Origin of the sequence: Pontibacter sp. 13R65 (assembly GCF_047525655.1) — a bacterium.
Classification (GTDB): Bacteria; Bacteroidota; Bacteroidia; order Cytophagales; family Hymenobacteraceae; genus Pontibacter.
Genome location: NZ_JBLIQL010000001.1, coordinates 469,646 through 481,250, shown reverse-complemented (window position 1 = coordinate 481,250; position 11,605 = coordinate 469,646). Strand labels below are relative to the sequence as shown.

Genomic DNA, 11,605 nt, shown 5'->3' with positions numbered 1-11,605 from the left:
AAAGCAGGCCACAAAGCCTGCTTCTTAACACTTATTACAAACAGTTTACTTAAACTTCTGGTTGGCTAAAAAGGCTACCCCCTGTTACCTGCTGCGGCGGAATTTTACCTAAATGCTTATACGCAAGTTCGGTAGTTTCACGGCCGCGCGCAGTCCTCTTAATATACCCCTCCTGAATGAGGAAAGGTTCGTAAACTTCTTCAATTGTTTCGGCCTCTTCGCCACAAGCAGTGGCAATAGTCGAAATACCCACCGGGCCACCTTTGTACTTATCTATAATGCAGAGCAGAATACGGTTGTCCATTTCATCGAGGCCATTATGGTCCACATCCAAGGCGTTAAGGGCAAACTTGGCAATATCTACGGTAATAGTGCCATCGCCTTTTACCTGGGCAAAGTCGCGGGTACGGCGCAGCAGGTTGTTGGCAATACGAGGCGTACCGCGGCTACGACGTGCAATCTCAAAGGCCGCTTCAGCATGTATAGGAGCACCAAGCAAAGCTGCAGATCGCTTTACAATGGTAGTAAGGAGCTCCGCATCGTAGTACTCCAGCCGGGAGTTAATGCTGAAACGCGCGCGCAAAGGGGCAGTAAGCAAGCCCGAACGTGTAGTAGCGCCAATCAGGGTAAACGGGTTCAGGCTAATCTGAACAGAACGTGCATTGGGCCCGGAGTCGAGCATTATGTCGATCTTGTAATCTTCCATAGCTGAATACAGGTACTCTTCCACAATCGGGTTGAGGCGGTGTATTTCATCTATAAAAAGCACATCGTTCTGTTCCAGGTTGGTGAGCAGACCTGCCAGGTCGCTTGGTTTATCGAGTACCGGACCAGAAGTCATTTTGATGTTGGCATCCAGCTCAGAAGCGATAATATGCGACAGTGTGGTTTTACCTAAACCAGGAGGGCCGTGCAGCAACACGTGGTCTAATGCCTCTCCCCTACGCTTCGCAGCCTGCACAAATATTCTCAGGTTTTCCACAATTTTTGCCTGACCGGTAAAGTCGCGGAAACTGAGCGGGCGCAGTGCCTTGTCTATATCACGTTCAGCTGGCGTTAGGCTTTCTTTATCACCAGTGATATAATCTTCTCTCATCGTTTACTCTATTCTTGTTAAGCAGCTATGGCTGTACTTAAAGGTAACAGTTTAGGCGTTGCTTTCGCTCCATATCTGAGTACGAATTTAACTAATTTTGCTAATAATTTTATACATTTTAACCATAAATCTAATATGATTAGCAAAATATAAATTGAGTTTTGCCCGTCAAGAGTATAAGATGCACACTAACTAAACAAGTTTATTACTCGCTCCATAGCTTCTGCCTCTTCTCACAGGGTCTCCATACATGAGGATTCCCACAGGCTACAATTATTCTAATGGAAACAGCCTTCCAGTGAAAAAAGAATAAGATCAGGCTTAGGTTAAAGCACTATCATCTGTGCCAAAAATGGCTTTATTTAAATGCCTGGATGCCGGTAATATCGGCTCCGGTTATGAGCAGGTGAATGTCGTGCGTGCCTTCATAAGTAATCACCGATTCGAGGTTCATCATGTGGCGCATAATGGGGTACTCGCCTATAATGCCCATGCCACCGTGTATCTGCCTTGCCTCCCGCGCCACCTGCAGGGCCATGTCTACGTTATTGCGTTTGGCCATAGAGATTTGCTGTGTTGTAGCTTTTCCTTCGTTTTTAAGTGTGCCGAGGCGCCAGGCCAGCAGCTGTGCTTTGGTGATCTCGGTGAGCATCTCGGCCAGCTTTTTCTGGATAAGCTGAAAACTGGCAATTGGCTTGTCGAACTGCACCCGCTCCAGTGCATACTTCCTGGCTGATTCGTAACAATCTATCGCAGCTCCTATGGTTCCCCAGGCAATGCCATAGCGGGCGGAGTCGAGGCAGCCGAGCGGGCCTCGTAAACCATCTACATTCGGAAACACGTTCTCTTTTGGCACCTTCACGTTATCGAACACCAGCTCGCCGGTGCAGCTGGCTCGCAAGCTCCATTTGTTGTGTATTTCGGGTGTGGAAAAACCTTCCATGCCACGCTCCACAAGAAGACCTTTTATGCGACCTTGTTCGTTTCTGGCCCATACCACCGCCACCTGGCACTCCGGTGAGTTAGATATCCACATTTTGGCTCCATTCAGCAGGTAGTGGTCGCCCATGTCTTTTATGTTGGTTTTCATGCCGCCTGGGTTCGAGCCAAAGTCTGGTTCGGTGAGACCGAAGCAGCCCAGCCACTCGCCACTCGCCAGCTTGGGCAGGTATTTTTTTCGCTGTTCTTCTGAGCCGTAGGCGTAAATGGGGTACATCACCAGCGAGCCCTGCACCGAGGCGGTAGAGCGCATGCCGGAGTCGCCACGTTCTATCTCCTGCATTATTAACCCATAGCTGATGTAGTCCAGGCCACCGCCGCCATACTCTTCCGGGATGGTAGGACCGAAAGCGCCTACTTCGCCGAACTTCTGCACAATTTCTGATGGAAAATGCGCCTCCTGGGCCCATTGTTCTATGTTAGGCGAAATTTCCCGCTTCACAAAATCGCGCATGGTTTGCCGTATGAGCTTGTGCTCTTCGGTTAGCAAATCATCTATGTTGAAATAATCGGGTGCTCCTGTAGATTGGTAGGCCATGCTGTAGTTGTTGATTGATCGTTGGCAATTGCTGTTTCTTCCTTTATAACAGTACGTAAAATGCGAATGAGCAATAGCAACAAATTAAGAATTCAGACATATAATCCATAAAAAAAAGCCTCACCAATAACTTGATGAGGCTCTTCTTCAAAAATGGGTGATTCTAAAACTTCAGGCCCAGCGAAAGCAGGAAATTGCGGGTGGCCTGCGGGTAGTAGTGGTTGTAGTCGTAGCGGCCAGGGTCGCCGGCATACATCTCGCTCCAGGTGTACCCATTGGCTTCGTGCTTTTTATTGAGCAGGTTGTTTACCAGCAGGGCCAGCTCCACTTCGCGCATAAACTGAGGCTTTAGTGTGTAGCGTAGGCGCAGGTCCAGCACCTGGTAAGCAGCTATGCTACGGTCGTTGCTGGAGGTATTGTCTAGGTACTGCTTGCCTACTGTTTTGTAAAGCAATGCCGCTTTGAACCCACGCACCGGCTGCACCTCTACCGAATGGCCAGAGATAACGGCCGGTGAAAAGGAAATATCTGTTTCCTTGTACTCATTCTCCACAATACCTTCTACATTATAGTCTTCGTCGTAGATATACACTGTTTCGGTGTAGTTGCGGATCTTGTTGCGGCTTAGGGTCAGGTTGCTGCGTACTTCAATAAACTCGCCAAGGCTTACAGCACCAGCCAGCTCAACGCCTGCTCTGTAGCTGTCTTTGATGTTGGTGCGAAGGCCGTTGCCCACATCATTTAGCTGCCCGGTCAGCACCAGCTGGTTCTGGTAATCCATGTAATACACGTTGGCATCGAGGGAGTACCGGTAGCCTGGCGTAGACTCCATTACTCCGCCTGTAGTACCACGTAGCCGATAACCAGCTTCGAGGTTGTACATCCGTTCGGCCTGCGGCCTGATGCCACGCTCCCTGTCTACATCCGATTGGTCTGTAAAGTCGGAGCGTACCGGCTCGCGGTTTCCGACTGCAAGCGAGGTATAGAAGGTTTGGTTGTCGGTGAGGGCATAGGTAACCCCCGCCTTCGGGTTAAAGAAAGCGAAATCTGCCTCCTGGCTTACGTCACGCCTGTCGTCGTCAAGGCCCTCAACGCTGTAGCCGATGGTACGGAACTGCAGGTCCCCAAACAGCCCCAGCTTCTGACTTAGTTGGTAAGTGGCTTTTGTGTAGATGTTGAAATCTGTTTTAACGGCATTGTTATCGTAGTACCGGTGCCTGATGCTGCTGCTGGAGGCATATTGCGCCCATATCACTTCGCCAAAGTGGTCGCCGTCGTACTGGTTTATTCCTCCGCCAACTGTTGTTACCAGCCTGCGGTCGTTGGAGTAGTAGTTAAAGGCGTAAGTGGCTCCATAGAAATAATTATCGAGCCATTTGCGCTGGATCAGGTCTGATCGGGTAATGGTGGTGTCGCCAATGACAACTGGTGCAATGTTATAGTCTGAGAATTTGCGGTTGGTCCGGTATTGTTCGTAGTAGCCTTTGCCCCTGGTAAAGTGCAGCGCCCCGCCAAAGTCGAAGTTGCTGCCGAAGGTTTTGGAGTAGTGCAACTGGTAGTGGTCCTGCTGGTAATTATCCGTTTCGTTATCGTAAGTGAGGGAGTTGTAGGTGCGGTTGGTAGCCAGCATCTCCTCCGGAACGCCGTTCCAGGCCTGGTAGGTCTGCTCTACCCCCGAAAAGGTCACAAACTTCAGGGTGCTGGTTTTGCCGTGGTAGCCTACTGCCAGGTAATACGATTTCAGGTCGGAGAAGGCACGGTCTACGTAGCCATCCGAAGAGATTTTAGAAAGGCGCGCATCTACGGTAAACTTATCGTTGAGGAGACCGGAGCCAAACGAGAGGCTATGGCGCCTGGTGTTATAGGAGCCGTATGTGTTAAGCGCCTCCGCATAAGCCTCTCTGTTCAACCCCAGTGTACTCATGTTGATGCTGGCTCCGAAAGCGGCTGCTCCATTGGTTGATGTTCCTACACCTCGCTGCACCTGTATATCCTGCACCGAGGAACCTAGGTCCGGCATGTTCACAAAAAAGGCGCCATGGCTCTCCGCATCGTTTATCGGGATGCCATTTACGGTTACATTGATGCGGGTAATGTCGGAACCCCGTATCCGGATACCTGTGTACCCCACTCCCGCCCCTGCATCTGAGTTCACCACAACAGATGGTGTCTGGTCAAGCAGGTACGGGATGTCTTGCCCGAAATTGCGCTCTGCAATTTCCTCTTTGCTTACGTTGGTGTAGGTTGTGGCTGTTTTCTCGGTAGCTCTGGTAGCTGTTACCACTACTTCGGAGGTGTGCACGCTCCTGGGGTTCAGCCCAATATCGAGGCGGCGGCTGGCGTTAAGGCTTACCTGCCGCTCCTCGGAGTCGAAGCCCACAAAAGTAACCTGCACAGTGTACGTTGCCCCAACTGGCAAATTGCTGAACTCGTAGTAGCCGTTTTGGTCGGTAGTGGTGGCCAGGCTATTTGCTTCTTTTATAAGCACAGTGGCGCCTGGTAAGGCTTCGCTCTGAACGGCATTGGTAATGTGCCCGCTCAGGTTAGCCTGGGCAAACAACTGCAATGGCAACAGCATAGCAGCCATCGCAATTAAAAAATACTTCATGAGGTAAAATAAAAGAAATAGGTAAAACACTGAGGTTGGCCAGGGGTTAGCCACCTGTATTATAGTTTTCCTCCGTTTTCCCTTCGCCGGCATTACCCGGATCAGGTTCAATGGGTATGATCTCAGCCCGTAATTCTAAAGGCACCCCTAAACTGCCACAAAAGTACTTCCTTATTCTGGTTAATGCAAAGGTGCTTCAGCAGCAATTCAAGGAGCTATGACTACAGCAAGGGGGCAGCAGCTATTTTTTTTAAGTAAAGATAAAAACCACTTACCCCAAAAGTACGTTCTAAATCATAAACAGACACTTAGTCCTCAGCTTCTTAAGAGCTTGAGGCAACACGTGTCGGTTTTCGATTTTTTATTTTTTAAGTTGAAATGTGATGATGATCAGTCTACTTTATACGTTTGCCTTACTATCTATACTGGCGTATTACGCATTCTCGCCACACAAAAAATTCGACGTGCCGCCATCTACCGATAACGACGATGATGGGGGCGAACCAATTGGCGATGACTTACCAGATTTGGACCTCCCACCAGGCATATCATTACCTATCAATGATTTTGAACCTGAATATGACCTCAGAAGAATTAAGGTCCCCAAGTTTCCGGAGCCTTCATTACAGTGACTACAAACTTAAATCCCCGGCTGATCAGCATCAACCGGGGATTCTTTTTAAGGCAAATTTTAGAGATTTCAGATACCAGATAAACAAATTTTATTTCTGAGGCTGGACTTCAACCTTCCTTCTGCTTCTGCCAGAGACCTTTGGTCAACCATTTAACAATTTAACCATTAAGCCATCTCACAACCAATCAAATTCTTCTAATGAAAATGCCCTTCCAGAGGCTCTGAGGGCTTTGGAATGACATGGGCTATCTAGAGCACTTCAATGCTGAAAGTTCTTTCGAAGGCCTGTTTGGGGGCAATGTGCTCTATTCCTTCTTTCTCTTCGAGTTTACCTGTGTCGCCTTCGCTGCTTGCAACGCCGCACCAGGGCTCTATGCACACAAACGGAGCTCCGTTTGCTTTTGCCCAAATGCCCAGGTAAGGGAATCCTTCAAAAGAGATTTCGAGGCGCAGCGGGTTGGTGCGGCTGGCCAGTTGCAACCGCTGCGACTTTGTGTTTTTAAACACCAAGGCATCTTTCTGAAACAAGTCGTGGTGAAGGGGCAGCACGCGCTCCTGCTCCAGCACACGCTCCGTATCGTTGGTTAGCAGGCCCTGCTCGTTTAGCAGGTAACGGCTTAGAGTTTCTTCCTGCTCAAATTCAATAAAGTAATCGGTGTACTGCTCCTGCGGGTAAAGCGGCACATTAAATCCAGGGTGGCCACCTACCGAAAAGTAAAGCGCCTCGCCGTCGTCGTTGCGGACCAGGTAAGTGACCTCAAGCTTGCTGCCCATCAGTTTGTAGGCGATCAGGAGGCTGAACTTATACGGATACTGCGCCAGCGTGTCCTCATTCTGCTTCAGTTCAAAAACCAGCTTGTCGGTGTGCTCCTCCACAAGCTCAAACTCGCTGTTCCGGGCAAAGCCGTGTCGTTTCATGTGGAAACGTTTACCTTTGGCCTCAAACCCGTTGTTTGGCAGTTCCCCAATAATAGGGAAAAGATTAGGGGCACGGCCAGCCCAGATAGCAGGATTGCCTTGCCAGATCAGCTCCAGTTGCTCATCAAGCTTGATAAAATGGGTTAGCTCAGCACCTTCGCTATCGATGCCAACGCTGTAGTTATCGTTCTGAATATAATGTAACATAAGCTAAATTTTAAGACGCGGTAAGTAATCCAGGTACAATCAGGTTAGATTTTCATCTCTGCGTTTCTGATTAATTTATCTATGTACTGCCGGGCCATCAGGAAACGCTCCTCCTGCAATCCGCTGATCTCTACAAAAGGCACCTGCAATTGCTGCAGCTCTTTTTTATACAGATCGTAGAAATGCTGCCGCAGGTGTGGGTGCTCCCGCTGCGGATCCGGCTCCCACGGCAAATCAACGCCCATGAGCAGGTAAAGGTTGTACTTGTGCTGCTGCAGTTGGTCCAGGATCCAGGCGGGGCATTGGCCAAAGGCATTCTCGCTCCAGATTTTCAGCACCAACAGGTCGGTATCGGCAAACAGCAAGTTATGGTTAGCCTGCCGCTCCAGTTGCGCCTCCTGCGCCAGTTGCTCCCTGGCAATGGCTTCGAGATCGGTTAGGGTGTAGGGGCGGTTTAAGTTACCTATGTAAGTACGGGCATACTCCGGCACCCACACGGTATTGTAATGCTGCGCCAGCTTTTCGGATATAGTAGACTTTCCTGTAGACTCAGGACCGGTAACTGAAATTTTGAGCATGCCGGAGCATTATTTAAATAAAATTAAATGGAAGATCAGGACAAAAGTATAAAAATTAACACATGCTGCTTCAGAGTAATACGCGGCACATAGAATTTAACATATAGCGAAGCTCTGTGGTAGTTCTAAGGCGCGTATAAAAAAAGCTGTAAATCCTAACAGATTTACAGCTTCGCTGCCACTTAGTAAGTAAAACTTTTAATTTTCGGAAAAACTGTATCCATAGAAATTATAAACATTCAATTCTTTAGGCCTTTTATCGCCATACTGCCTAAAATACACTCGCTTAGGGCTTTCATCGGGCGACTCATATCCCCATTTAAGCCGATTCACATACTTCAACTCTTCGGGCAATTCTAATTTCCGCTGCTTCATTTTTTTGCATGTTTAGGGGTTCCACAAGTTGTAATGCGAGTTCTAAAAGAATCTCTTCCTTTTGAGCCTATACCACATGTACGTAAGCTAAGGCCGTATGGATTGACTTTCCTAAATATAATAAATTCTGGTTGAACAATCGCAAAAAATTTACCAACACTTCTTTGGCATAGCTCCCTGTAGGCCTGTTTTCTCAATTCATTTAACCGGTATCAACAATAAAAAAGCATTTTTAAAAATATAACTAGTTAAAGATAAGAAAGATAGAAAATATGTTTTATCTCTGTTGGAATCAGGAAAAAACAAGAAAGTTTGCACCGCACTTTCGAGTAACAGAAAGCGCACCACAGACAGGAAAATAAGAAGATTACATTTTTCTTTAGGCTACCTATGCTACGCCAGATCAGAAGAAGCTAGAGGGGTACAAGATCTGATAGACTTCTCGCGTTTGTTGCCGTCGCCAAGTCTAAATAGACCAGGAACCGATCAGGGTAGTATACAGGTAGTCAGCTGTACCCAGTGGCGCAGAAACACCATATTAAGCACCCGTAAGGTTTGGCTCCGGCACAAGCGCTTTCTTTTTCCAGGCGGCAAGCCCGGCAAAGGCCATCAGGAGCAAAATAAAATAGAACACCGACGTAAACACCAGCCCCTTTACAAAATAAAGGGGCACAGAGGCTATATTAGTCCCAATCCACCAGCACCAGCTTTCCACTTTTTTCCTTGCCATTAACCACATGCCGGTATAGGCGGTGGCACTGGCCAGCGCATCGGCCCACGGAATTACGCCCGGGTAAAAGGCATCGCGCAGGTACACCAGGCAGAAATAAATAAGGCAGTACAGCAACACAAAAAAGCCTAGCTGCTGCAGCCATTGCTTTCTGGAGGAGAAAGTAATGTGCAGCACATGCTCATCGGTATTGTTCCGTCTGGCCCACAAAATCCAGCCGTAAATACTGAGAACAGAATAATAGATGTTTACGCTGGCTTCCCCTATTAAATCATATTTAAAACTGAGGTAAATATAGATAAGCGTGCTAACGAGACCTACCGGAAATACCCAGATGTTTTCTTTCTTAGAAAACCATACACTGGCAATACCTGCCACCACTGCCACGTATTCTAACAGGGAGGTTTGTTGTATCCCTTCCACAAATTGAATCCAGATTTGGGCAAAACCCGGATCGGCAGAGGCAAAGAGCAAAGGTTGCGCTAAAGCAGCTTGGGTAGCAGAAGGGAAGAGAAATGAAAAATCCATTAAATAATGAATAACGCGGAAAACAAAAATATCAGATGCTAAGTTTGCGAATCCAATTTTAAGAGCCAAAATTACGTTATTCTAAATCGAGCACGATTACTATTTATGAACGAAATAACTGTACAGGAGCTGAAGGCGAGAATGGCACACCAGGGTAAGCTGCAACTGGTAGATGTGCGAGAGCCAGCTGAATTCCAGATCTGCAACCTCGGCGGCGAACTGATACCTCTTGGGGAGCTTCCAAAGCAGGTAAGCAGAATTCCACAGGACGTACCGGTGGTGGTGATCTGTCATCATGGGTTTAGGAGCGCCCAAGCTATAAACTACCTTAGCCAGCGCTACGGCTACGAGAACCTCCTGAACCTGAAAGGCGGCATCCATGCCTGGGCTACCGAAATAGACGCTACCATGAAAGTGTATTAAAGGTATAAAGTTAGAGAGGTTAGAATTAGAAAGTTAAAAGGTGAAGGTGATAAAGCAGGGAATGGCGAAAACAACCAATTCTTCTAATGAAAAAGGCCTTCCAGAGGCTAAATTACTCATGTTAGGCCTTGGGTTGACCTCTTGTGATTGCAGGTGCCATTAAACCTCTTCAGCTTTTTAATTCAAAAGCCTTTCTATAGTCAAAAACATTTCGTAGTTTTACGCGGCAAATAAGGACCCCTAAATTATTTGCCATGATCTCTGATCAGTCTAAAATTTTATTCGAAGCACTCACCTACGATGACGTGCTTTTGCTCCCGGCTTACTCCGAGGTGCTCCCCAAAGATACTGACACTTCTACCCGCCTGACGCGCAACATCAGGATAAACATTCCGCTTCTTTCGGCCGCTATGGACACGGTTACCGAAGCGGATCTGGCCATAGCTATGGCGCAGGAAGGCGGCATTGGTTTCATACACAAAAACATGTCTATAAAGAAACAGGCAGCACAAGTGCGCAAAGTAAAGCGCTCTGAAAGCGGCATGATTCTGGACCCCATTACACTAGAGCAAACTGCTACACTGGGCGATGCCGTTCGCATAATGAACGAAAACAAAATTGGTGGCATCCCAATCGTTGATGGCGACGGCAAACTGACTGGCATTATCACGAATCGTGATCTGCGCTTCGAGAAAGACCTGACACAGTCTGTGGCCGGCATTATGACCACCGAAAACCTGGTAACAGCCGAAAAAGGCACCGACCTGGCCAAAGCCGAAGATATACTACAGCAGTACAAGATCGAAAAACTGCCTGTGGTAGATGAAAACGGCAAACTTGTTGGCCTGATAACCTACAAAGACATCCTGAAGAAAAAAGACCGCCCTTTCGCCTGCAAAGACGAATTTGGTCGTTTGCGCGTGGGCGCTGCCGTGGGTGTAACCCCCGATGTGATGGACCGCATTAAAGCGTTGGCTGAGGCTGGCGTAGATGTGATCAGCATAGACACTGCACACGGTCATTCCAAAGGAGTGCTCGATAAAGTACGCGAAATAAAAACTCAGTTCCCCGACCTGGAGCTGATTGCCGGAAACGTAGCAACAGCCGAAGGAGCCAGAGCCCTGGCCGACGCCGGTGCCGATGCCGTTAAGGTGGGTGTAGGCCCAGGCAGTATCTGTACTACCCGTGTAATTGCCGGTATTGGTGTTCCGCAGCTATCGGCTGTAATGGAAGCAGTAAAAGGCCTGCAGGGAACTGACGTACCTGTAATTGCCGACGGTGGCATTAAGTTTTCCGGAGATATTGTAAAGGCACTGGCAGGTGGCGCAAGCACCGTTATGATCGGCTCTTTACTGGCTGGCACCGAAGAGGCCCCTGGCGAGATGATTATTTACGAAGGTCGTAAGTTTAAGACTTACCGCGGCATGGGTTCTGTTGAGGCTATGGAAGAAGGTTCAAAAGACCGCTATTTCCAGAGCAGCGAAGTAGATGTTAAAAAACTGGTACCAGAAGGTATTGTAGGGCAGGTGCCGTTCAAAGGACATGTATCTGAAGTGCTTTACCAGTTGGTGGGTGGTATACGAGCCGGTATGGGTTACTGTGGCACAGGTTCTATAGAGGATTTGCAAAAGGCCAAAATGGTAAAAATAACTGGAGCAGGTCTGCGCGAAAGCCATCCGCACGACGTACAGATTATGCGCGAGGCTCCTAACTACAGCCGCTAATTGATACCGGAAGGCGTACAGCAACACAAGCCAGTCCGCCTCCCCTAAATATTTTTTTAATTGCCTGGCATACTCCTGCAACTCTTCCGGTTGCGCTAAGAGCGTGCCAGGCAATTTTATTTAATTCTAAAATGGCTTCAGGAGTTGTTTTTAGGCCTATTTAGCTCCAACTACAATATTTAGAGGTAAGGACTAACCTCTGGCAGTAATAATACGTTATGCAAGGTGTTATAAAAACTCATCCAGA

At 48.0% G+C, this 11,605-nt stretch carries 9 protein-coding genes and 1 riboswitch; of the genes, 3 read left to right on the top strand and 6 right to left on the bottom strand.

All coding sequences use genetic code 11. The annotated features are described in order from the left end of the window. Positions 1-49: 49 nt before the first annotated feature. The 3 genes from ruvB to ACMA1I_RS02135 form a co-directional block, all read right to left on the bottom strand. A complete protein-coding gene (gene ruvB, locus ACMA1I_RS02145) occupies positions 50-1,096 on the bottom strand; it encodes a Holliday junction branch migration DNA helicase RuvB (protein ID WP_337066588.1) in 1,047 nt (348 codons plus the stop codon). Between the two features lie 358 nt (positions 1,097-1,454). Further along, positions 1,455-2,633 (bottom strand): acyl-CoA dehydrogenase family protein, encoded by a 1,179-nt coding sequence (locus tag ACMA1I_RS02140; RefSeq protein WP_337066586.1) that lies wholly within the window; start codon positions 2,631-2,633, stop codon positions 1,455-1,457. 163 nt (positions 2,634-2,796) lie between these two features. Continuing rightward, the gene (locus ACMA1I_RS02135) at positions 2,797-5,241 is read right to left on the bottom strand and encodes a TonB-dependent receptor (protein ID WP_337066585.1); all 2,445 of its coding nucleotides are present in this window, start codon (positions 5,239-5,241) and stop codon (positions 2,797-2,799) included. 61 nt (positions 5,242-5,302) lie between these two features. After that, positions 5,303-5,400: riboswitch (TPP riboswitch) on the bottom strand. Between the two features lie 224 nt (positions 5,401-5,624). Here ACMA1I_RS02135 and ACMA1I_RS02130 point away from each other — a divergent pair. After that, complete coding sequence (locus ACMA1I_RS02130) at positions 5,625-5,873, top strand: hypothetical protein (protein WP_147922172.1); 249 nt, start codon at positions 5,625-5,627, stop codon at positions 5,871-5,873. Between the two features lie 251 nt (positions 5,874-6,124). Here the strand turns inward: ACMA1I_RS02130 and ACMA1I_RS02125 are convergent, their stop codons facing one another. From ACMA1I_RS02125 to pnuC, 3 genes are all read right to left on the bottom strand, one after another. Beyond that, entirely contained in the window at positions 6,125-7,000 is an 876-nt protein-coding gene (locus tag ACMA1I_RS02125; protein ID WP_337066584.1) for an aldose 1-epimerase family protein, read from the bottom strand. 44 nt (positions 7,001-7,044) lie between these two features. After that, positions 7,045-7,578: an ATP-binding protein gene (locus tag ACMA1I_RS02120; RefSeq protein ID WP_337066583.1), complete on the bottom strand. Its 534-nt coding sequence runs from the start codon at positions 7,576-7,578 to the stop codon at positions 7,045-7,047. A gap of 913 nt (positions 7,579-8,491) precedes the next feature. Beyond that, positions 8,492-9,211, bottom strand: coding sequence for a nicotinamide riboside transporter PnuC (pnuC, locus tag ACMA1I_RS02115; protein ID WP_337066582.1), 720 nt, complete (start codon positions 9,209-9,211; stop codon positions 8,492-8,494). A 105-nt stretch (positions 9,212-9,316) separates the two neighbouring features. Between pnuC and ACMA1I_RS02110 the strand changes: the two genes are divergently transcribed. Both ACMA1I_RS02110 and guaB read left to right on the top strand, forming a co-directional pair. Then, on the top strand, positions 9,317-9,634 hold the full coding sequence (locus tag ACMA1I_RS02110; RefSeq protein WP_337066581.1) for a rhodanese-like domain-containing protein: 318 nt from the start codon (positions 9,317-9,319) through the stop codon (positions 9,632-9,634). Positions 9,635-9,888: 254 nt separating this feature from the next. Then, a complete protein-coding gene (guaB, locus tag ACMA1I_RS02105) occupies positions 9,889-11,358 on the top strand; it encodes an IMP dehydrogenase (protein ID WP_337066580.1) in 1,470 nt (489 codons plus the stop codon). The last annotated feature ends 247 nt before the right edge of the window (positions 11,359-11,605 follow it).

Excerpts from the sequence above, each read along its gene's own strand:
- ACMA1I_RS02110 (WP_337066581.1), top strand. The coding sequence starts at position 9,317 with ATGAACGAAATAACTGTACAGGAGCTGAAGGCGAGAATGGCACACCAG.
- ACMA1I_RS02135 (WP_337066585.1), bottom strand. The coding sequence starts at position 5,241 with ATGAAGTATTTTTTAATTGCGATGGCTGCTATGCTGTTGCCATTGCAG.
- ACMA1I_RS02140 (WP_337066586.1), bottom strand. The coding sequence starts at position 2,633 with ATGGCCTACCAATCTACAGGAGCACCCGATTATTTCAACATAGATGAT.
- pnuC (WP_337066582.1), bottom strand. The coding sequence starts at position 9,211 with ATGGATTTTTCATTTCTCTTCCCTTCTGCTACCCAAGCTGCTTTAGCG.
- ACMA1I_RS02130 (WP_147922172.1), top strand. The coding sequence starts at position 5,625 with ATGATGATCAGTCTACTTTATACGTTTGCCTTACTATCTATACTGGCG.
- ACMA1I_RS02120 (WP_337066583.1), bottom strand. The coding sequence starts at position 7,578 with ATGCTCAAAATTTCAGTTACCGGTCCTGAGTCTACAGGAAAGTCTACT.
- ACMA1I_RS02125 (WP_337066584.1), bottom strand. The coding sequence starts at position 7,000 with ATGTTACATTATATTCAGAACGATAACTACAGCGTTGGCATCGATAGC.
- ruvB (WP_337066588.1), bottom strand. The coding sequence starts at position 1,096 with ATGAGAGAAGATTATATCACTGGTGATAAAGAAAGCCTAACGCCAGCT.
- guaB (WP_337066580.1), top strand. The coding sequence starts at position 9,889 with ATGATCTCTGATCAGTCTAAAATTTTATTCGAAGCACTCACCTACGAT.